Consider the following 20,799-nt stretch of genomic DNA (forward strand, 5'->3'; position numbering starts at 1 on the left):
GTGGACAGAATGCTAAGATATTTAATAGCGCCTAACAAAATGGGAACAAGAAGGGGTTTCGGAATGGTTGATGTAGCGTTCGCCAACAAATAATGGCGGAGCCTAAACGCATCAATGCTTCATGCATATCGGCTCGCCTCTCATACTGTATCCGCAGTCGCCTGAACTGATGTAGCCAAGCGAATGTGCGTTCGACGACCCAGCGTGTCACGCCAAGATGGCTACCGTGTTCAGTACCTCGCTTGGGCAGTTGGGGAACGATTCGGCGCTCGCGAAGCAGACAACGGTAGCGTTCGCAGTCATAGGCGCGATCGGCTTGCACACACTTCGGTTTGCGTAGAGGCCGGCCACGGCGGCCGGCAACAGCCGGCATGGTGTCCAGCAGCGGCATGAGTTGGGTGGAGTCGTGCCAGTTGGCGCCGGTGAGGATGATGTTCAGTGGCGTGCCGTTGGCATCGACGAGGAGATGGTGCTTGCTACCCGTCTTGCGCCGATCAGTCGGGTTGGGCCCTGTTTTTTTTTCCGCCATGTACGGCTCGCACCGACGAGCCGTCGGCAATGACGCGAGAGAAGTCGAGCCGGTCGGCATGACGCAACTTGGCTAACAAGACGGCATGCAGTTTCTCCCACACGCCCGCTTGCTGCCAATCGCGCGCTCGGCGCCAACACGTCATCTCCGAGCCGCAGCCCCTCTCCTGCGGTAGCAACTCGCAGGGCAAACCGGTCTGCAAAATGAAGATGATGCCGGTCAAAACGCGCCTGTCGCCCAGGCGCTTTCGCCCTGCTGGCGATTTGTGAGGCGACGCAGGAGGTAGCGACGGCTGAACGATTTCCCAAAGTGCATCATCAACCAGTTCGCGAGGCATCTTGTCTCTCCACGCAACTCACCGGAAAGACCGTTAGACCGCGGAATTCACATTTTGTTAGGCGCTCTTAGACTGTCACACGCTAAAGTTAATCCGTTTGCGCCATGCAATGTCGATAACAGCACTGGATATAGGCTGTCCCGGACGACCACCTGTTGCATTCACGCGTACGACGCCGACGAGTCATGCCAGAGTCGCAACCCATTTCTTGGGACAGCTTCTCCCCGAAAATACCGCCCTTGAGCTCAAGTGTTAGAGCAGTTAAGACCTGACGGCTATTGATTGACAGGTAGGCCAGAATAGCGAAGAGGCGCTCGCGCTTGCGCAATTACGGCCTGGTATTTCCTAAAAATCAACTTCTATGAGCGGCTTGGACAATGCTTCCTCAATAAAGAAGCACTGAAACAAACCGCCGTCAGGAATTGACTCAGTTAAAACTTCTTAGTTAGTGCGTTGTGCGCGGTACCACCGCCCACTGCGGCGAGGTGGCATAATCCGGCTTTACCGTCCTTGAAGTAAATAACGTCCATGCGATTTCTGCATTCGTTACAGCATTGTCTACCGCAACTGAAAGAGCAGGTTGCATATTTGATGGAAAACCCATAGGTGAATCTGAGAACCCATCCATCTCACCGGCGTACCATGGATTTCGCTTCGTCCCGGTATCAGTATCCCGCTGCGTTCGCCAATCTGCTTGTGCTTGACTTCCACATACTAAGTCGAGGTATTTTATTCCTTTACTGTTTACTAAAGGGCTACCATCGATTTCTCTCATGGTGGTCTTATAAGATTGGCCAATGTCCGAGTAAATTGGAGAGGCTTCACTATCCCGTACTACTAAAGAATAAGTTGCTCCGTCTATCCAGCAATATCCTGCGCCTACCATTCTCGTTACCGGAAATCTAGCTTTCCATTTCAGCAGGTATGTCGCTTGCTCGTACCCCAGTTCAGACATGTAGCCCGCAACCCAAGTGAAGAAATCATCCTGCCAGGGAGCAATTCCTGTATTTGGTCCCGCAGAAGTGTAATAGACCATTGGTGAGAAAGCATATTTCCCCGTACCGTCAATTATCCCTAAATTATTAGGATTCCCATCCACATATGTGGCGGTGTACCAAGCTAAATTATTTATCAGCTTGTCCAGGTAGTAACTTTTTTGCGGGTGACTGTCTGGAGTTATGTAGGCCGCTTGCGACAAAGTTCTTAATGTCCACGCTTGTCCGCGGACTTGATCCCATATCACCAACCCTCTCGAAGCGTCCCTATATCCCGGGTTACCAATAAAGATATTCCAGTCAGCCCAAAATTGCAATTCCTCAAGGTAGTAATAATCACCTGTCACTAGATATGGAACATATGCTAATGACGGTTGATGGTTTGTGTCCGGTGTATAGTTAAAAGGTGCTGTATCACACGTACCACCGCATGGTGGGAATGCTTGGCTCTTACCAGTTTTTGGATCGATTGTATCGATTTCCCGGCCAAGCGCGGTGATGTATGGATAATCATCAATTGAAATCGGGTACCCTGTTGACTTATCTCGATAATGGATTGGCCAGCTCCCAGCAAGGTCTCCAGTTCTTGTCGTTATTTCTTTTGTAACGCGATCCATGTTAAGAAGATATATAACAGACCATTGCGGCAATACTCCAATGTCAGGGCGCCCCCCTGTAGTCGGCATGTATGTCGTTACTACACCGGGCGCCATGGGCTCTTTATTTGTACTATTCCATTGATTTTCTAAATAACTAACGACATCTTGAGAAATCTTTAAGGATCTATCGTAGTTCGGAATGGATTTCGTTTCGAACAAGTAATTAGGATTGTGCCTAATATGCGCTCGGGGTTCATCCTGAGTCCACGCTGTATGTCGCCATCGAGCATGGTGAAAATGAGTTAGTCCTGTTTTCTTGTATTCTAATTTTCCATTAAGGAAAATTTGCGCATCGTAAGTGAAATTTTGTGGCGCAGGTTCCCATGCCCAATTGTTTTCCACCACTGTATCAATCCGCACGTTATCTGCACTGTTATATGTTCGCACCGCATATCGAACGGTCAGATGAGGATGGGCGTTCCCATCGGCATCTTTAAGGGGTACCGGTAGAATCCATTCGTTTGCAATTGGGCCCTTCAGCCAAGTGATGCTATTTCCGTTGGATATAGCGTCATCTAGACTTGCCGTGTATTTTTTTCCGGAAACAGTGATTTGAATTTCTGCATGCACCTTGCTTGCAATCTGACCTACCGTCATTTCCACGTTACTGGATACCGTTTTATCTGTTCTCAGGATGGTCATACGCGTCGATTGATTTGACGACAAGCTAGGAACTATGACGGAAAGGATTGCATGTCTTACTGAACCATTTGCGTTCGTTGCTTTTATATCCGCTTGGATAGGGACTATCGTACCATCTTCAAATTTCCCAAATAACGAGTCTGTAGGATAGAAGTTCCCATTTATAAACGGATGCCCTAGTGTCAATGGAATATTTCTTTGTTCTGTCGCTGAAGTATTTTGTATAGCTAGGTAAGTAAGCTCTTTCTGATTACCGATATTTGCATTTCCATCGATGCCTCCAGGGGGTATTTGTGTACTTGGAGGAGCAGAAAATGCGTTTTTATTACTCGCCTCTCCTCCACCACTACATGAGATTAGAAGACCCGCCAAGGTGATGATTGCTGATCTAATTATAAAATTGATTGTCATTTTTCTACGTCGTACCCCATATTCGGCGCTGTAAAACTTGAGCGTGTCAACTTTAAGACAAATAACCGTTTATTATCGGTCATATTACCTTGAAACTAGTGAATTTGAGAATCCATGAAAAAAGCCCGGTTTAACTCCGGGCTTTTCCTGTAATTCAAAATCTTTTAACTTGCTAAAGGTTATTGATCTATAACCGCTTTTTTATTCCTATAGCGATTTGGATTTGTGTTTTTTTCTAGTGCGTCCCAGAGCTAGAACCCCGATACCAAGTAATCCAAGGGTCGTCGGTTCTGGAACACCAACGAACGCATCGAAACTGCTCGTGCCACCTGCACCGTGCGTTAACGTTGCAACGATAGTCAGCGAGAAGGGATTAGTCAAATCGCCCTTTAAAAAATCCGTGTTTGAAAATGCTCCAGTTCCATACTGCGCGTGCAACAGCTGAGTACCTGTGCCGAAGGCGGCGTTGCTCGCGTCCGCATACACGTCATACGTGAGGCTGCTACCATTTGCATTGTTGATGGTGCCACCAATCTGCGACAGCAGATACAACACATTATCGATGCTCAGGAATCCCGTTTCGGTGAACTCCAACTTCAGCGTACCCGCCTTCCCAGAGGTGCCGCTCAAGGAATTTAGATCCAGATATGGATTGTATTCGTCACCTTGATAAGGCTTCGTCACGCCAGTTGTCACCGACAGCGAGAAGTCGCCAACACTTCCCATATAACCGACCACGCCGCTCTCTTCGGTTGCGTCGTTTGCAGCATTATCGACGACAGTTTTCGTAACCGCGCCACTCGTCAAGCGAAGGGTCGGCGTTGCGAATGAAGGAGCAGCTGCAGTAGTCATTACGCCCGCGGCAAGGAGAACTGTGAGAAGTTTTTTCATTTTGGATTCCTTATTTTGTTGGAATTACTTTCCTTCTTGACCCACCCTTATAAGCAACACCCATGCCAGAAATATAAGCCTTTGAATTTATTACCTTTTATGTTTGAACATGCACAATTAGGCGATTCTACCAAGCTTTGTGTAAAATTTTCTGACACTCTAATTTGGCACAACCAGTGCCTCAGCCAAAATCAGGAAGCACCTTGAGACTTCACTTGTAATCGTATCTGCGCGATCGCTTTTTACTTAGCCTCATGCTGCGCCTCGATAACTCATGATTTGCCGGCCCGGATGCACATGGGCCAAGACCTTCCCCCACGATTCTTCCTTCTTACGCGGTGTATCCTTCCTGTTAGAGGCTTTCCTTTAACAAGCGCTGTGCGTCAGCGGCACCTGCGAAATGTTGACCGGATTTCACTACCTGCTCCATTTCGTTACGTGCAGCTGCCTTGTCTCCCGATTTCAACAGCGCCATTGCGAGGTGATATCGAATTTCAGCCGAATTGGGGTTCGCTGCAACCGCTTCCTTAAGCTTCGGCAGTCCTTGAGCAACGTCCCCCTGCTCGACCAGTATCCAGCCTAGCGTGTCGGCGACATCAGCACTCTTCGGAGCGAGTCCATACGCTTTTTTCGCATAGTCGAGCGCACCAGGCAGTTTTTCCTCATGCATGGCGGATGCAAGGTTGTTGAGCGTCACAACGTTCTTGGGATCGACAGCCAGGACGCGCTGAAACTGGGCAATCGCCTCCTTGTTCCGCTTGTTCGCCAAATCCATATTGGCCAGATGCAGGCGAACCTGCACATCGTTTGGATGATCCTTGAACCACCGGTCGAGGCGGGCCTCGGCTTCCTTCTGGTTGCCTGCCTGCTGCCATGTCTGGCTTGCCCTGACCAAAAGCGGCGCGGTCTTGCCGACTGCAAAAGCTTGATCGAATGCCTTTGCCGCGGACGCCGGCTGGCCTTGGGCCAGCAGGGCATCGCCTTCAAGCGCGTAACCGGCTGGCGACTTTTCATGCTGTTTCTGAAGCTGTCGTGCGGCCTTCAGAACCTGGTCGTATCGCTTGGCCTTCATGTCCAGTGCGGATTGAACCAGCTGGGCTTCAATCAGGTCTGGCTGCAAGGTCAAGGCCTTGGCCGCCGCGTCGGCTGCGGCTGCATCGTTGCGGCCGGCGAGATTGAGCGTGGCGATTTGCACCTGCACCATGGCCGACGTCGGCTGCAGCACCGCCAGCTTGCCATAGGTGGAAAGCGCCGCTTCCCGATCGCCGGTGGCAAGCTGGGACCGCGCCAGGAAATCCAGCAATTCCGGGTTCGAGGGGTGCAGCGATTGCAGGTTGCGGGCCGTGTTCAGCGCCTTCTGGCCGTCGCCCAGGCGCAATTGATGCGCAGCCAGCAGCATCGATGGCTTGATGTCGTCGGGATTTTCCTTGACCGCCTTTTCAAGCCAGGCGATTGCCGCCTCCGGCTTGTTCTCGGCGATGGCGATATCAGCCAGTGCCGCCATGGCTTGGAAATTCTTTTTATCCTTGGCCAGCAGCGTCTCGAAGCGTTTTTTCGCTGCATCGACCTTGTTATCGCCCAGGTCCAGCTTGGCGAGGCTGGCCGCTGCCGGGAAGAAGGTGGACTCCAGCGACAACGCCTTTTCGAAATTGGCGCGTGCGGCCGGCAGGTCGCGCTTGGCGAGGTAGATGTTTCCCTTCAGGTTCGCGACGACCGGATTGCTGGCATGTTCCTTTTCCATCCCCTGCACCGCCGCCAGCGCCTGATCGTATTGTTTCAGCCTGAGATGGGTCATGGCCAGCATGACCCCGGCCTTGGTCGTCTTGGCATCCAGCGTGGCTGCGGTTTCGAGTTCGGCAATGGCGCGGCGCTCCTCGCCTTGGGCCAGTCGGCTCATGCCCAACGCGGTGTGCAGGGGCGCGGTCTTTGGCGCCAGCGCGGTGGCTCGCTCGTAGTATTCGGTCGCCCTGGAAAAGTTTTGCAGGCGCATTTGCGCTTCGCCTGCCTGCGCCAACAGCTGCGCATCGTCCGGCGATTTTTTGAGCGCTGCGTCGATGACCGACACCGCCCGGCTGGCTTGCCCGTTCTGCAGCAGCGCCGATGCCAGCAGCTTGGCGGCATAAAGATTATTGGGGTCCTTTTCCAGCACCTTCTTCAGGTGCTGCTCGGCCTGCTGAGTGGCGCCGAGCTTGAGGTTGACCACTCCGGACAGCAGCACCGCCGGCATGTATTCGGGAGCGCGCCGTAGAACCTGCAGCAGCGTTTCATTGGCCGCCGCCGTCTTGTCTTCCGAATAACTCAGCAGCGCTTCGCCATACAGGGCAAGGATGTTGTCAGGCGCCGTCTTCTTCGCGGCATCCAGCGACGCACGGGCTTCGCTGAACTTCTTCTGATTGATGAACAGCAGCGATTTCTGCAAATGGGCGACAAGCGTGTTCGGGTTGATGGCGATGGCCCGGTCGTACGCAGCCAAGGCTTCCGTGGCCTGGCCTTGGAGGCGGTGGATGTCGCCCTTGAACAGCCAAACTTCGACATTCTGCGCGTTTGCTTCTGCCGCCTGGCCTGCCAGCCGGCTTGCTACTTCCGGCTGGCGCTCCAGCAGCGCCAGCTTGGCCAGCCCGATCATGGCCGCGGCATGGTCCGGCTTGGCAGCCAATGCCGATTCGAAGGCTGATCGCGCTGCCGCCTTGTTAGTCAGGGCCAAATAGGCATTGCCGCGCAGTGTCTGGAACAACGGATCAGCACCGGGCGCATTGGCCAGCTCATCGATGACTTTCTGATACTGGCCTTGCGCCAGCAGTGCGTTAGCCAGAACCGGCAAGGCCTGAGCCGCATCGGCTCCCAGGCTCAGCGCCTTCCTGGCTTCCTTTTCAGCCGAGGCGAAGTCACCCGTCTGCTCGTACACCTGTGCCAGCAATAACCTCGCTTGCATGTGATCTGCATTCTTCTGCAATACATTCTTCAGCTGGATTACCGCCGCCTTGTCGTCGCCACTTTGGTGATACTTGCGGGCGTCTGCCATCAACCCGTCTTCCGATTGGAAGCGATCGCAGCCTGCCAGAACGCTACCGAGCAGGATCGTGGTCGAGATGGCTGCCACCCCGAATCGTTGTTTGACACTCTTTTTGCGCATGACGCTACTCCCCTGCTGGTTTAGGTCGCCTTTTCGGCGCTGTCTTGACTTTATCGGCCGACTGGACCGGGTATCGACCCATCTTGATTGACGGATGAATCGCTATGTGTGAGGTGGCAATCGCCTGCCTTGGCTATTAGGTCCGCCCGTTCTTCGGCGACGGCCGAACGCCAGCGGGACGGTTCGGTGTGGCAGATTGACGCAGGCGAGATCTTTTCCATTAAACTGTTTCCTATTCCCAACATACCAGAGGTTACTATATCGGTCGTGCTTCGCCAAGCCGGTTACCATGCCGTCCGATTCTTCCTCGACTTCTTCATGACTACGACCGCCGATCTCGATCCTGGCTTGTTAGCCCAGGTTGGAACCCTCCTTGTCCATGTGCTCGGGCTGCAGAAGGATGAATGCGCGCTGCGCGCAGAAACACCGTTGCTGCATCATCTCCCGCAGCTCGACTCGATGGGCGTCATGCAGCTGCTGACGGCGCTGGAGGAACAATTCGGCATCGCCGTCGACGATTCCGATATCAGTAGCGCCACGTTCGAGACTCTCGGCAGCCTGACCGCTTACGTTGCCGCGGCTCGGCAAGCGTGACATGTCGCCCCGGCAGGCCCCCTCCCCCGAGCCCTTTTTCCTGCCGGTCGGCGCAGGCTATCGTTTCTGCCTCTATCATCCGCCGCACGCCATCTCTCGCTATCGCGGCGCGGTGCTGCATGTGCCGCCGTTTGGCGAGGAGCTCAATCGGGCGCGGCGCGTGTCGGCGCTGCAGGCACGCGCACTGGCCAGCCTCGGCTTCGCCGTACTGCAAATCGACCTCCTGGGATGCGGCGACAGCAGTGGCGTGCTGGCAGAGGCAACTTGGCCGGACTGGCTCCGCGATCTCGATATCGCTGTGGACTGGTTACGCCAGCGCCACGGCGGGCCGCTGACGCTCTGGGGCGTGAGGCTCGGCGCACTGCTCGCGCTCGATTTTGCGCAACGGAGCGGCGCAGTGGATACCCTGCTGCTATGGCAGCCGGTATTGCAGGGACAGGGCTTCATCAACCAGCTCCTGCGCCTGCAACTCGCCACGGAGGTCACGGCCGGACCATCCGGCAACCGCCTCAATACGGCGGCACTGAGGGCGGAGCTGGCCCGCGGCCGCTCTCTTGAAATAGTGGGGTACGCGCTTACGCCGGAAATAGCGGCTGCAATCGATGCGCTGGATGGATCCGCGTTCACGCTTGCCAACACTACCATTCATTGGATCGAGATCGGCGGTGCGGCGGTTACCGCGCTGGCCCCGGCCCGCCAAGTCTTGGTGGAGCGATACCTGGTTAACGGCACGCCAGTCCAGGTGCACCATGCCGCCTGCGCGCCGTTCTGGTCGGTATTGGAGCCGGGAGATTGCAACGCCGTGATGCAGGCAACCGAAATGGCCTTGGCGACTTGACATGTCAACTTATCAAGAAAACGTCGTAACGTTCCGCTGTCACGATGCGAGCTTATATGGCATCGTCAGCCGACCGGTTGCATGCAGCGAACGCGGCGTGCTCGTCATCGTCGGCGGTCCGCAATACCGGGTCGGCGCTCATCGGCAATTCACGCTCCTGGCAAGGGCGCTGGCTACGAACGGCATCCCGGTGATGCGCTTCGATTATCGTGGCATGGGCGATAGCGATGGTGAAACGCAAGGCTTCAATGACATTCAGGACGACTTGCGGGCCGCCGTCGATGCCTTCATGCAGGCCGTTCCCGCAGTCAGGGAAGTGGTGCTGTGGGGACTGTGCGATGCCGCTTCGGCAGCCTGCCTGCATGGCCCTGGTGACAAGCGGATCACCGGGATGATATTGATCAATCCATGGGTACGCACGGAAACCAGCCAGGCCCGCGCTTACCTGAAGCACTACTACTTGCGCCGGTTCGTCACCGGGGCATTCTGGCGTAAAGTCGTGACCGGCAAATTTGGCTATCGGTCGGCGCTGGAATCTTTGGGCGCCAATCTCGCGAAAGTGATGGAACGCCAGCCGCAGAAGTCGAAGCCCTTGCCGGAATTGATGTACGACGGTTTGGCGCGGTTCGGCGGCCGGCTACTCATCATTACCAGTGGCAGCGACCTGACGGCGCAGGAATTCGAAGATACGGTAAGCGCATCGAGCGCCTGGCAGCAGCTGCTCGACCGCGAAGGCGTCGAGCGGCGGCGACTGCCCGATGCCGATCACACCTTCTCCCGCCAGGCATGGCGCGACCAGGTGGCGCTTTGGTGCCAGCAGTGGTTAGCCCAGCGGTAGGGCTCGCCGCAGCCGCTTGATTGCGCTTTTTCCCAGGTTCAATGCTGCGGCAAGGCGTCCGCGCCAGGTTCTCAGGTTGTACGCCATGACGCCCCACCGCTCCCGTCGGTGCGACATCCAGTCGCGCTTGTAGACTTCATCGCCGGTCAAGTAATCGACTTCCGCCACTGCGTCGACATCGATCACATGCTGCATCAGGCGGGAGGTCAGCACCGATCCGACGGACAGCTTGGCGAAGCGTTCGTCGTAAGCGAGCTTATAAATCGAGGCGGTACGATTCTGGACAATCCATAACTGCGCTGCGGCGGGTTCGCCGTCGATATAGGCGACGCCCAGGCGCAGCCATCCACGCACCGCACACAGCCGGATAAGCGACGGCATGAAGTCGGGGTGAGGCTCCGACTGCTTCCAGCTCGCCGCGTAGACGCTGCTGTAGGCGCGGATACCTTCGTCGATATCCTCCACCGTTTGCAGGATGCGGATGTCCAGCGCATGTGCCGCCGCAAGCTGGTTCGAGCGGCGGCGAACGGTATTTCGCAAGCGGGATGGCAGTGTGTCGAAGTACTGTTGGAAGGTGCGCCCCTCGACTGGCAAATACCAGTTGCCGAAGCAAAAATAGCGCTGAACCGCCATGCCGGCGCTGCGAAGGGCCTGCTCCAGCGTAGCGGTAAGGGTGGAGTCCCCCGCCAGCGGGCGGAAGTCGACGATGTCCCAACGCGGACGCTCCGCCGCGATAAAGCCGGCCAGCCGCGGCAATGCGTCAAGGGCGGCTTGGGAAGTCGCCAGGGGAGCATACAGCGAGCTGTAGTAATTGCTCAGACTCTGCAACCGTCTGGTGCCAGACCGCGCGGATAGCTTCGCATGGCACATCGGCAGCAGCATCAACGGATCGCCGGATGGCGCAGCAATCGCATAGACGCGCGTCTGCATAGCGGCGTCGAGTCCCGTTCGGCTCAGATTATCGAACCAGGCATGGCTGAGAAAGAAGCTTGTCGCTTCATCGTCCTTGCACAGCGCTTGCAGCGGCGATGGCAGTTGCTGCAGCGTGTCGTACACGCGGATGTCGGCTAAGGTTGACATGCTTTGGAGGAGGTTGATGCCTTATCAACGACTTGCTGCGTCCGGAGGCCTAGGCAGCGCGCAGCGCTTTCCATCCCCTTATCGCTGTCTTCACGCTGAACGCGTGACGTCAGACCGGCTAGGACGCCGCGATCGTCAAACTGACGTCGTACTGGATGCCAGCCGAGGAACAAGCCCAGTCCACTCGTGGTGTCGTTATCGGCGGACCGGAGGAGTGCTCCGTCGCGCTGGCGAATCGTTCCATCGACCTGGTTGCCGCTGATTTCTGCGCTGCTCTGGGCAAACCGGACTGCGATGCCGGCGGTATCAATCAGGACATTCTGTCGGACCTGGCTTTGGGCCGCCTTGTTGAGATAAATGCCGTCGTCGGAACAATGGGCGATAAGGTTTTCGCGGATCACGCTTTCCTGCTGCTCGGTGATGCAACGGCCGTCACGGCAGAAAGCGCTGCCCGTACCGCCGCCGCCCAGCGACAAACCCACCCGCTGCATTGCTGGCGCCCTGAGCTTGTCTTCGCACAGGACGAGATTCTGCTCCATTCGGTTGTGCGACCCCGCTCCTTTCACGAAGGCGCCATAGCTGATCTGATTTCCCTGTGCCTTCACGAAGTCACTGATGAGGTTCCGGCGAATCGTCCAATGGCTGGCGGCAACGAGATCGATGGGCGTGACGGGATTGTCGGTATTGCGGACGGCAAGGTTGGTCAGCGTATTGCCTTCGATCGACCCATGGTCGGGAAAGTCGGCGCCTGCTCCGTTGATCTTGATATGCGCATTGAAGTCGCTGATGACGTTATTCCGCGCGATGAAATGATGTGCTTTGCCGACGACATGGATAGCATGCTCGCACCTTGAGTGGTCCTGGCATGTTCCCTCGATATTCAGATTCTCGAAACGCCAGTGCGGTGCCGACACGCGGAACCCCTCGACCATATCCAGTTTCAGGAAGACGGTACCGAGCCGATCCGCCCTCACCCAGATCGGAGCGGACGGCTCACCGACGCGGCTGGCGGAAACCGCCGTACCACTGAAACGATATTCTCCGGGCATGAAGGTGATGGCGTCGCCCGGACGAGCCTCCGCGATAGCCCGAATCGCCTCGGCGGAGGAATTGACGAAGATGGTTTGGCGTGCACCGATCCGGTCTTCCTTCAACGGGATCGCATCGACTGCTGCTCCGACCTGCATGGCCTGCGCTGTCACCCGGACGTCGCCCTTGCGGTCCTGCGCAGTGAAGAATTTCGACACGCCACCGGCAAGCGCCGTGACGACGGTATTGTGGCCCGCAGCACGGTGCTCGATGTAGCGCGCAAGCTGTCGTGGCGGGACGTCGATGCTGTTAACCGCAAGGACGACACTGGCTGCCATGATGCCGACGCCGAGCGCAACCGCCGTGTAGGGATTGATCCATTGCCGATGGCGACGCGCCTTGCGCTTGAAAAGTGTCTTAGTCATTGCTCAATCGGCCGAGGCCGCCAGTTTCAAACGAGATCAGCCAATTCATCACGGATCAAAGCCATCCACTCGTAAGTCGCATAGTATGACTGCCAAAGGTTTTCAGCCGTTGGCAGGAGATCGAACAGGTTCAGTTTGGCTTCGCTGAAGAATATGGTCGGTGCCGGCACCACGTCGAAACCGGCGGCGCGAAACCGCTGTTCCGAACGCGTCATGTGCATCGCATCAGTCACCAGCAAAATGCGCCGAATTCCCTCGGGCTTCAACATTCGCGCTGAATAAATCGCGTTTTCGGCCGTGGTTTCCGAAGCGGGTTCCACCCACTTCACCGGGATCGTGAACTGCTGTTGCAATGACTTGGCCATGGCAACGGCTTTCGGCTTGAGCTGGCCGTCCGATGAACCATTGCCTCCTGAGACAAGAATGGGCAAGCCGGTGTCATGGTAAAGCTTGGCGGCGTAATGCAAGCGTGCCAGCGCAACATAATCGGGGATCTCCTCCCCGCCGAATTCGGGGGCGTAAGCATATCGCCCTGCTGCAAGGACCACGATTGCCTGCGCCCCGGTATTCGTCGTTTCGCGCAAGGCGTTGGCGCGCAGTTCCAGCGGCCGCACCAGCAGATATGCGCCCAGGCCGGTACACAGAAAATACAAGCCTATGGCTGCTGCAGTGGCGAGCATGCGCGCGGGACGCGGCCATCGAATTCGCAGCGCGATGGCCAAAACCATGATTAAAAAAAGACCGGCGGGAGGCAGAAGCAATATGCGGACAAGCTGCGACAACGTTGAAAAACTATCATCCATGCTCACCCATTCGCCGTGTTGTAATGATTCTCACCTTTGCATGCGCCGATTGGGCACCGCAAATTTTTTAGACTTTTAGTGTCAAACCCTTGTCCCGCTACCGAAGACCGGTGAGACGTCAATGACACGATGCACCCATGCGTTTCTGACGCGCTTGAATGTTCCGCAGCGCAACTGAAAATTGTAACGCAGAGCAAAATGAATTGAGCGCTAACTTTTGCTTCGGCACTATTGTCAGGCAGGCAGAAGAAAGCCGCTTCCCTGATTGATGCAGCGCAAAAACGGGAATGCTCGGCAAATGCGCTGTCCAAATGAGTTATATGCGCCCCGAAAGGAAATGACATGTCAGCGACTAATGGCCTACCTGAACGACGCACCCCGGATTTTTCCCCTTTTGCCGACGTCCGCCAACTTTATAGTGGCCGGGTAGCAGTCATTGCCGGTCTAGGGATGTTCGCCCTCGTTTATTGGCTTGTGGCGATCCAGTTCGGGATCCTGTTGGCTTTCCTCATCGGCTGGATACCCGGCGCGGCCCTGGCATGGTTGACAGCACTTGCCGTCACGCCTGTCGCAAGAGCTTGCATCGACAGTTTGCTTGATAGCCACGGCTTCAGAGTCTCAAATAATCAGCCGTAACAACCTCCGCCTCCCCCTGTTCGTTCTCCCGGACTCAGCTCCCATTCGACTTTCGGCGAAGATGCGGCTGGGTCAGGACACGCAACGCCACTGCCAAGCTGATATCGTTTTCCTTCAAAAAGTAGGCAGCCCGTTTCGTATTGCCCACGCGTTGAAGCGTAATGCCCAAGTCCACAATCGATGATGCCAGGGTATCGGTTCGCTTATGGATGGAATTTTCCGGAATCGGGTTCTCGGATATCTCTTGGCTGCGTTGTGACGCCGTTTCTGAATTTTCCATAAACGCTTCGTATTCGGTCAATCGGAAAGCTTCCGGGGCTTCCGTTTGGTTTTTGCCAAATCGGAAAGGAACATCTCTTTGCGAGATAGGAATATCTTATCCCGAAGGCCTAAACAACGCATCCCCTGCCGCTTTCAAACCTGAACACGTCGTCTGTTTCGCGTAACTATCCACAGCCCGTGTTGCGCACTTACCTCAGCAAGACGGGAAGGATTCTTCGCCAAAACGGCCCAAAAACCGGTTTGGCATGACATCCAAATGCAGGCACCACTCAAGCACCGCATGCAACGCATACCGAGTCGTTGGGCGTCTACAGTGTCTGCAGTAGAAATTAGGCACGGCTCCCCGCTAACGCCTCGAAAGAGTGCCAAAAGGACCGGGTACGCAAAATCAGTTTTGCAGGAATAGCCGGTTGCTATACCTGTCGAATCCGACAAGCTCAGGCCGGCGCAAGGGACGATACTTGTATAGATAATTTGGCAAGAGCGAGTACTGAATTGTCAGCATCAGCCTTGGCGTGTCGGTGGGCGGCATGCCCTTATGGATGCCATAGGTATCCACCGCAAAACCGAAACCGCTCTCGCCGGTGATCGTGTGCACCTTCCGGTCCGCAAACTGGCGACTTACGTCTCCATCAGACAAGAGCTCCAACCGCATCGAGGCTGGTGTGATATGCGTATGGCTGACATACACATGCGGTCCGGCCCCGACATCCACGTCGGTCAGATAGACGAAGACCTTGAAGAATCGCCAATCGTCGACATCCCGGTGGAAGGTCTGCAGTTCATCGCATGCTGCTTGGCCAGGAAAAGACCAGCGCAATCCCAGTGCGCTCAATGTCGGCTTGCAACCGATGTAAGCAGCAGCCAGATTGGCCAATTCAGGGCTGTTCGCCAACGCCAGGATGTGGGGACAATCCACAACATCGGCAATGGCATAGTCGGCCATTCGAACATCAGGCGGCACGCTGGCACGGACAAAGCGCTGTCCAGGCGCCTGCTTGGTCGTAAGCGGCTTATCCCGCAGGAACGCCCGAATATCATGCAATTGGGTAGCGGTCAGAAGCTGCCCTAATGGGGTATAGCCTTCGATACGCAGCCTGGACAGATGAGCACTGCATGGGCCGGATGCCGTCGAAGGAGACTTGCCAGTGCGGAGCCGCACGTAACGTTGCAACAGCTGCACGACACGATCTCTCATCCAAGGCATGACAACGATGCGTTGGCCATAGTAGAGGAGGCTATGCCATGGCCGAAAACCGCGCCCGGGAGAATGACGTGCATATTCCATGTGTTGCAGTTCCTATCGACGGAAAACCGAACAGCTCGCAAAAATACGCCTGAAAGTTACAAAATTACTTTACCACAACATAAGAAAGTCGAACCAAGCATCGTTGGCCACCCTCAGCCGCATGCTTCAATGCGATGAATCGACACCGCTCTTTTCCGTCTTGCGGTGAGCGGAGTACTGGCTCTCCGCCAAAGTGGAGACCTCATGGGGTTGAGCCGATTGCTTCAAAATTCAAAAGGTGCGGGCTTCCGATGGCGTAACTGCGTGCTGCGTCGTATCGGTCTGCCATACCCGGTTCCAGACCATCGATTCAGGCTGAACGCAGCGCCCTCAAGCGATCAGCATGAATCGCTAAAAGCCATCCAAGATAGACACAAACAGCCTTCCACTCCGTGAGTAAGAGAGCAAGGCGTTGTTTTATCGTGAGGCCGAACCCCGCCCTTTACAGGACGGATAGCCCAAAAAAGAAAGTGGTCCAGGAGATTTCGTGTACGCCACGCCTTAGCTGGTCGAGCGCTCCATCATGCTGCTCTCTGCGTTCGAAGAATCAAGCGCACAAGGCATCACCGAGGCGAGACGTGAACCGATCTCCGGATCGGTCAGGCCAAATTCCTGCCTTAAAATCTTGCGACAGCTGGCGATCTCATGATCCAGGCTATCAATCAGGTTGGCAGCTTGCTCGTAGGCGAGCCGGTTCGCTGAACACTCGGAAAATCGCGCGAGTGTCTTCAGCATTCGAATCAATTGAGCCCTATCATCCACCCTGTTTTCCATGATTGAATCCTTGTGATTGGAATCGGCTGCCGCTCCTGATTACTGTCTGTCAAGAAAATAACACAAGGGAAAAAACGCGTTAGAGGCGGCCGGTTTTCCTTTGCGTTTCATCAAGCACCAACAATTCGCTGCTACCGGGCGGATGGTGCCAAGCTAAAGCGACTGCTTGACCGTAGGTGCAGGATCGAATGGTTGATGACCATGCGCGGTCGTGGAGTCCGCACTGCTGGCCGCGGCCGAGCCCAAGCGGATGACCGCAACGCCATGGAACCAGCTCAACATGCGCAATGGCTTAGGTATGAAGCATGGCCTTTCGTTGCCGCTCTACGTCAGTGATATAGCGATGAAGGGCTTTGGCCGAAGCGGAAGGAAACGCCACGAACGCAGCGCCTATTCTCAGCTTCGTTGCGTCTTTCCGATCGGGCAGCGAAGTGATATGGCGAATCCGCGCGGAAGCCTGTATAAGACCTGATTTGGCCAGGGAAAATTGAAATTCGATTTCGTCGCCAATCGCAATTTCACCTGCGAGGGCTGCGGGCAACGAAAAGCCGCACCCCTCCACGCTGACATCGTGCAGCAGCCAATTTTCCGCCAACTGCTTCGAAGCGTTTGCTACTGCGACGAACAATGGCTTGTTTATCGGGAGAGTGACCCGAAAACATTCACGACGCTGCAAGCGAAGCAATTGGGATGGCAAGGGCACCTGGAAGGCCTCCAAGCCTTTCCATACCGTCCTTTGCGGCCTGCCGATGACGAACTTTGTCTTGATGCCATTCTGTATGCATTCAATACTGGCCCTGTCACATTGTTCCAGGCGCTGATTTATCCGCTTTTCACCGCCAAGATCGAACGTCAGATGCTCTGGTGTCACTTCCAGCAGCACGGTCAACAGGAACTGGCGCCCTTCATCGAAGTACAGCGATACCGGCACGCGGGCACGAATCAAACATTCCAATTCACTGCGGACCACCTTCGGTCCAACTAACAGGTAACGCTGCTCAATCTCTTTGTCGTCTAATGTAAGGTCCATTTTTCAGCTAGCCGGATTCGCGTTTCCGACATCCATGGAATCGCTTGAAGACACCACTATACCCGCTGCGCCAACCTCCCATTCGCACACTTTTGCAAAACTCGAATCATCTCTTGTTTGGTGAGATCCCACCTGCACTCCCGCGAATCGGAGTACTCGCTGGCCAACATAGCAAAAAAGCCCGCGATTTCGCGGGCTTCTGGATGGAGACATCAGCAGCTCATTGCGCTTTCTTGCGGCGTCTCGCGAGTGCCAGTGCGGCCACGCCCAAACCCAGGAGGGCGACGGAAGCCGGTTCAGGCACTGACGACTGAAGCATCTTGGTACCGATCGAACCTGAGTATCCGCCAGCTCCGTTGATATAGATGCCACGCACATCGGCGGCAGTGTAGTAGCCGCCGGCAATAGCGCCATCGCTGGCGCTCGGTGTCACGAAAGAATCGGCGGTCAGTCCCACTGCCGAAAAATTGTAGACGGAGGTCATGCCGCCCGTAAAACGGTTGTTGCCAGCGGTACCATCCACAAAATTGATGTCGAACAGGCCCGCCTTGATAGCAGGGATGCCGTTGGTTTGCGATGCGGTCGTAAAGCTTACGGCCTGATAACCACTGATGTAGGTCGCGGTCAGGTTAGCAATTTTTGAATCGACATTGAACAGCCAGTCATCAACATACTCGCCGGTTGCCAGCTTCGTGGTTGCATTGACGAGGTTATTCGTCATCACCAGCTGAACCAGGTCCTTCCCGATATCGGTGAACGACGCGGTGAGCCATGGCTTGACGTCGTTCGCCGACGGGGTCGTTCCATTGATGCCCTGATCGAGATTGAAAGTGACAACAGAGGCCTGAGCGGTACCGCTGCCTATCATCGCAGCCAATAGCGCACAAAAAAGAATGGATTTTTTAAACATGACTTTTTCCCCAGGAAGTTTTATTTATATGTCTTGAGATATATCAAGCAATTTGCGCGCCCATAATGTTTTACGATGCAATTCAATAGCTTAAGTGCGTTATTTCTGAATGCCCCGAAAAACCGTAAAGTTTTTCGACAGGTTTCGGGCTTTGCAGATCGGGGAGCATCGACGCTCCGGCCTGCTCCACTGCGCAAGAATGCAGGGTTGTGCCCACTGGGCAGGAGTTCAGGATGTGACTCCTCCTCTTCGATAGCCCCGTCATATGCCTTTGTGCAGCGCATTGCCCGTTTCGGCACCGCTCTTTCGGGCCGACGGCGCGGCCGAATCCGCTGCCTCCCTATCACAGCGTCGATGACATTTATCACTCGCCACGAAGACGCTTGTCGGCGAGAAGCCGCAGCGACCGCCACAGCGCAAAGGCGAACACCAGCACCGCCAGCACTGACATCAGCGCCAGCAGCACGGGATGATCGGCGAAATGGAACCAGATGAAGTCCCAGATCGGCAGCGAACCCACGGTATAGGTGGGCCCAGCCACCAGGCTTTCCGTCTGACCGCCATGAAAAAGGGCGACGCTGCCATGCAGGGTATCGGCGATGCCATCGTTGGCGAGGGAATCGACGATGCCGGCGAGGTCTCCCTGCTCCACCGCCGTCACTGCCACCACACTGTGGCCACGCGCCAGCGGCGACTCGAACTGCATCAGCGCCGCCAGCGGACCGTTGCCACGCAAATGCTTCTGCGCGGCGGCAGCCGCCGGGGCGATCGCATCGTTCCCCAACCAGGCGTTCGCCCGGTCGAGGACGGTGTAACCGGAAGATGGCTTCGCCACTCGCTGACCCGGACCGGACAAGACCGCCGGCAGGTACTTCTGCCATTTGCGCAGCAGAGGATGATCGCTAGGGCCGATGATCAGCAGGTCGCGGTCCAGCAGTTCCTTCTCGTCGCCAGCCTTGACCACCGTTACATGGGTGGCCGGGTAGCCGGTGGAATCGCCCATGCGCCCGAGCAGGAACAGCATGACTTCCACATCCTCCGTGCGGATCTGGTCCGGCAGGACGATCGCGGTATTCGACAGGTCGGCGTAGCGCGAGAAGGGATAGCCCGCGGTGGCAAAGAAGCCCAGGTGAGGCAGTTCGGCGAAATGGCGGAAGCCGGAGAAATCGACCGTTGAATCGGGATCGATCATGGCGCGCGCATTGTCGATCTGCACGTCCCGGCAGGGCCCCGGCTTGTAGTAGCGGAACGCAAAACCATAGTCGAGCTGATTGCGTGTGCCGAGCTTGAAGGCGGGAATCATGACTTCGGTGTTCTCGCCGAACAGGGCCGCATCCAGCATGGGCAGCACCACGCGCGCCGATTCGCCGCCCTGCCCGGTGGCACGCAGCAGCACGGACTGAAACTGCTCGCCATTGATGCGCATGTCCAGCATGGCATCGGTGCGCGGCGCCGGCGGCGTGTAACGGACCTTCAGGTTCATCGGCACGCCGCGGCTGCGCCAGGTAAACAGGTCGGGCGGCACGCGGAAGCTGATGGACACCGGTTCAGGCATGTGACCGCGAGCCTGAAGCTGCTGCGGCGAATCGATCAGCTCGCCGAATTTCATCGGCCGATCCTGGCGCACCCAGTTGGGCGCATCGTAGATTTCGCGCGGCGCCCGACGGTGGCCAGGCGTGACCCGCACATGCTCGCCGGAGAGCACCGCCGTGCCCAGGGTCAGGGCTTCGGCAGCCACGGCCAGGTCATTTCCGTCGCGTCCGGATATCAGGAGAAGCTTGGAGATGCCGTCAGCGGGATTGGACCGAATGGATAGCGCCGGCCCATCGAAAGCTGCTTCGCCACCCAGAAAGCCTGGACGGCTCGAATTGGTCGCGAATACGACGGCATGCCCCTTGGGCAGGTCGCCGAAGCGGACCGGGAACCGGGCGCCGCGCCAGGCGGCCAGTTTGCCGAACCAGGAGGCGGTGATTCCGGCAGCGCGCAGGCTGGCTAGATCGGGCTGCGGTGCGAATACGAAGGGCAGCGTCAAGCGCTCCGATTCACGCAACGAAAAGAAGGGGCGCGGCAGCGTCGCCAGATCGTTGGCCGTCGTTATCCGGTTCAAGACCAGGCGCAATTCGCTGCCGCGATGCAGATCTGCCCAGAGACTGCTATGCAAGGGATCTTCACATTCGGCGGTGTAGTGGCCGATGAAGTCGAGGGCGAGGCGATTGAAGTCCTTCAGGAGCGTCGGATCCAGTTCGACATCCTGAGTGAACTGCCGCCCGACGTTCTGCGCCGTGACCGGCACGCTGGCCACCGTCTCGTCATTGAGCAGGATTCGTATATGCGACTGACCGGGAATCAGCGCCGGCGAAAACTGCAGCCGCAGCCGCAGCGTCATCTTGCGCGGCACTTCGTCGGCACGCATCGAAAATTTGAGCGCGGGGCTCCCTTCGGCCGTCACCAAGCGCAAGGCGCTTTCCCGCTCCAGTCCCGGAAAGGCATAGGCGCGCTGCATTTCCGAGGAGGCGGGAAGGCCCGCAGCATCAGCGGACGATCGGGACTCAGCCGCTTGCGCCGCACCCGATTTGAAACACAGACAGGCGAGCGACAGGAGCAGCATGAGCGCCAACCGGAGCACGCCGCCAAGCGGCCGCAGAAGGCGGGAAAAAGAGGAAGGGAACGCCATG

General features: G+C 56.4%; 17 protein-coding genes. 4 read left to right on the forward strand and 13 right to left on the reverse strand.

The genetic code is table 11. From position 1 onward, the window contains the following. Positions 1 to 31: 31 nt before the first annotated feature. From CHB88_RS12325 to prsT, 4 genes are all read right to left on the reverse strand, one after another. Positions 32 to 866 (reverse strand): IS5 family transposase gene (locus tag CHB88_RS12325; RefSeq protein WP_089399635.1). Its coding sequence is split into 2 segments (ribosomal slippage): positions 32 to 520 and positions 522 to 866, totalling 834 coding nucleotides; the frame shifts between segments, so codons are not numbered across the junction. 445 nt (positions 867 to 1,311) lie between these two features. Further along, a complete protein-coding gene (locus CHB88_RS24440; protein WP_143131231.1) occupies positions 1,312 to 3,573 on the reverse strand; it encodes a hypothetical protein in 2,262 nt (753 codons plus the stop codon). Positions 3,574 to 3,780: 207 nt separating this feature from the next. Continuing rightward, positions 3,781 to 4,464 carry a PEP-CTERM sorting domain-containing protein gene (locus CHB88_RS12330; RefSeq protein WP_089399636.1) on the reverse strand — a complete coding sequence of 228 codons (684 nt, stop codon included), beginning with the start codon at positions 4,462 to 4,464 and terminating at the stop codon, positions 3,781 to 3,783. Between the two features lie 352 nt (positions 4,465 to 4,816). Then, positions 4,817 to 7,597 carry an XrtA/PEP-CTERM system TPR-repeat protein PrsT gene (prsT, locus tag CHB88_RS12335; protein WP_089399637.1) on the reverse strand — a complete coding sequence of 927 codons (2,781 nt, stop codon included), beginning with the start codon at positions 7,595 to 7,597 and terminating at the stop codon, positions 4,817 to 4,819. 186 nt (positions 7,598 to 7,783) lie between these two features. Between prsT and CHB88_RS12340 the strand changes: the two genes are divergently transcribed. From CHB88_RS12340 to CHB88_RS12350, 3 genes are read left to right on the forward strand one after another with little or no spacing between them, the layout of a single operon-like run. After that, positions 7,784 to 8,191 (forward strand): acyl carrier protein, encoded by a 408-nt coding sequence (locus CHB88_RS12340; RefSeq protein WP_245844942.1) that lies wholly within the window; start codon positions 7,784 to 7,786, stop codon positions 8,189 to 8,191. Position 8,192: 1 nt separating this feature from the next. Continuing rightward, a complete protein-coding gene (locus CHB88_RS12345) occupies positions 8,193 to 9,029 on the forward strand; it encodes a hydrolase 2, exosortase A system-associated (protein WP_089399638.1) in 837 nt (278 codons plus the stop codon). 1 nt (position 9,030) lies between these two features. Then, the gene (locus CHB88_RS12350) at positions 9,031 to 9,867 is read left to right on the forward strand and encodes a hydrolase 1, exosortase A system-associated (RefSeq protein ID WP_089399639.1); all 837 of its coding nucleotides are present in this window, start codon (positions 9,031 to 9,033) and stop codon (positions 9,865 to 9,867) included. Here CHB88_RS12350 and CHB88_RS12355 read toward each other — a convergent pair. From CHB88_RS12355 to CHB88_RS12365, 3 genes are read right to left on the reverse strand one after another with little or no spacing between them, the layout of a single operon-like run. Then, a complete protein-coding gene (locus tag CHB88_RS12355) occupies positions 9,853 to 10,947 on the reverse strand; it encodes a GNAT family N-acetyltransferase (RefSeq protein WP_089399640.1) in 1,095 nt (364 codons plus the stop codon). The two genes, CHB88_RS12350 and CHB88_RS12355, sit on opposite strands and share 15 nt — an antisense overlap. Further along, complete coding sequence (locus CHB88_RS12360) at positions 10,935 to 12,401, reverse strand: right-handed parallel beta-helix repeat-containing protein (RefSeq protein WP_089399641.1); 1,467 nt, start codon at positions 12,399 to 12,401, stop codon at positions 10,935 to 10,937. The genes CHB88_RS12355 and CHB88_RS12360 overlap by 13 nt, the downstream gene beginning before the upstream one ends. 26 nt (positions 12,402 to 12,427) lie before the next feature. Further along, positions 12,428 to 13,204: a YdcF family protein gene (locus tag CHB88_RS12365; protein WP_089399642.1), complete on the reverse strand. Its 777-nt coding sequence runs from the start codon at positions 13,202 to 13,204 to the stop codon at positions 12,428 to 12,430. Positions 13,205 to 13,546: 342 nt separating this feature from the next. Here CHB88_RS12365 and CHB88_RS12370 point away from each other — a divergent pair, with 342 nt between their 5' ends. Further along, positions 13,547 to 13,840, forward strand: a complete 294-nt coding sequence (locus tag CHB88_RS12370; protein WP_089399643.1) for a hypothetical protein — start codon at positions 13,547 to 13,549, stop codon at positions 13,838 to 13,840. Positions 13,841 to 13,874: 34 nt separating this feature from the next. Here the strand turns inward: CHB88_RS12370 and CHB88_RS24445 are convergent, their stop codons facing one another. The 6 genes from CHB88_RS24445 to bcsB all read right to left on the reverse strand — a co-directional run bounded on the left by CHB88_RS24445 (position 13,875) and on the right by bcsB (position 20,798). Continuing rightward, positions 13,875 to 14,141 carry a hypothetical protein gene (locus tag CHB88_RS24445; RefSeq protein WP_143131232.1) on the reverse strand — a complete coding sequence of 89 codons (267 nt, stop codon included), beginning with the start codon at positions 14,139 to 14,141 and terminating at the stop codon, positions 13,875 to 13,877. Positions 14,142 to 14,510: 369 nt separating this feature from the next. Beyond that, positions 14,511 to 15,410, reverse strand: coding sequence for a phytanoyl-CoA dioxygenase family protein (locus CHB88_RS24450; RefSeq protein WP_143131233.1), 900 nt, complete (start codon positions 15,408 to 15,410; stop codon positions 14,511 to 14,513). A 501-nt stretch (positions 15,411 to 15,911) separates the two neighbouring features. Continuing rightward, positions 15,912 to 16,184: a hypothetical protein gene (locus CHB88_RS12385; protein ID WP_143131234.1), complete on the reverse strand. Its 273-nt coding sequence runs from the start codon at positions 16,182 to 16,184 to the stop codon at positions 15,912 to 15,914. Positions 16,185 to 16,476: 292 nt separating this feature from the next. Then, positions 16,477 to 17,214: a flagellar brake protein gene (locus CHB88_RS12390; RefSeq protein WP_089399647.1), complete on the reverse strand. Its 738-nt coding sequence runs from the start codon at positions 17,212 to 17,214 to the stop codon at positions 16,477 to 16,479. A gap of 220 nt (positions 17,215 to 17,434) precedes the next feature. Next, on the reverse strand, positions 17,435 to 18,124 hold the full coding sequence (locus CHB88_RS12395; RefSeq protein ID WP_089399648.1) for a PEP-CTERM sorting domain-containing protein: 690 nt from the start codon (positions 18,122 to 18,124) through the stop codon (positions 17,435 to 17,437). Between the two features lie 364 nt (positions 18,125 to 18,488). Further along, entirely contained in the window at positions 18,489 to 20,798 is a 2,310-nt protein-coding gene (gene bcsB / locus CHB88_RS12400; protein ID WP_089399649.1) for a cellulose biosynthesis cyclic di-GMP-binding regulatory protein BcsB, read from the reverse strand. Between the last annotated feature and the right edge of the window lies 1 nt (position 20,799).

Source organism: Noviherbaspirillum humi (genome assembly GCF_900188095.1).
GTDB classification, from domain to species: domain Bacteria; phylum Pseudomonadota; class Gammaproteobacteria; order Burkholderiales; family Burkholderiaceae_D; genus Noviherbaspirillum; species Noviherbaspirillum humi.

What these genes read in the sequence shown, in the direction of transcription:
- CHB88_RS24440 (WP_143131231.1), bottom strand. Translation starts at nt 3,573, where the DNA reads ATGACAATCAATTTTATAATTAGATCAGCAATCATCACCTTGGCGGGT.
- CHB88_RS12330 (WP_089399636.1), bottom strand. Translation starts at nt 4,464, where the DNA reads ATGAAAAAACTTCTCACAGTTCTCCTTGCCGCGGGCGTAATGACTACT.
- prsT (WP_089399637.1), bottom strand. Translation starts at nt 7,597, where the DNA reads ATGCGCAAAAAGAGTGTCAAACAACGATTCGGGGTGGCAGCCATCTCG.
- CHB88_RS12345 (WP_089399638.1), top strand. Translation starts at nt 8,193, where the DNA reads ATGTCGCCCCGGCAGGCCCCCTCCCCCGAGCCCTTTTTCCTGCCGGTC.
- CHB88_RS12350 (WP_089399639.1), top strand. Translation starts at nt 9,031, where the DNA reads ATGTCAACTTATCAAGAAAACGTCGTAACGTTCCGCTGTCACGATGCG.
- CHB88_RS12355 (WP_089399640.1), bottom strand. Translation starts at nt 10,947, where the DNA reads ATGTCAACCTTAGCCGACATCCGCGTGTACGACACGCTGCAGCAACTG.
- CHB88_RS12360 (WP_089399641.1), bottom strand. Translation starts at nt 12,401, where the DNA reads ATGACTAAGACACTTTTCAAGCGCAAGGCGCGTCGCCATCGGCAATGG.
- CHB88_RS12365 (WP_089399642.1), bottom strand. Translation starts at nt 13,204, where the DNA reads ATGGATGATAGTTTTTCAACGTTGTCGCAGCTTGTCCGCATATTGCTT.
- CHB88_RS12370 (WP_089399643.1), top strand. Translation starts at nt 13,547, where the DNA reads ATGTCAGCGACTAATGGCCTACCTGAACGACGCACCCCGGATTTTTCC.
- CHB88_RS24450 (WP_143131233.1), bottom strand. Translation starts at nt 15,410, where the DNA reads ATGGAATATGCACGTCATTCTCCCGGGCGCGGTTTTCGGCCATGGCAT.
- CHB88_RS12385 (WP_143131234.1), bottom strand. Translation starts at nt 16,184, where the DNA reads ATGGAAAACAGGGTGGATGATAGGGCTCAATTGATTCGAATGCTGAAG.
- CHB88_RS12390 (WP_089399647.1), bottom strand. Translation starts at nt 17,214, where the DNA reads ATGGACCTTACATTAGACGACAAAGAGATTGAGCAGCGTTACCTGTTA.
- CHB88_RS12395 (WP_089399648.1), bottom strand. Translation starts at nt 18,124, where the DNA reads ATGTTTAAAAAATCCATTCTTTTTTGTGCGCTATTGGCTGCGATGATA.
- bcsB (WP_089399649.1), bottom strand. Translation starts at nt 20,798, where the DNA reads ATGGCGTTCCCTTCCTCTTTTTCCCGCCTTCTGCGGCCGCTTGGCGGC.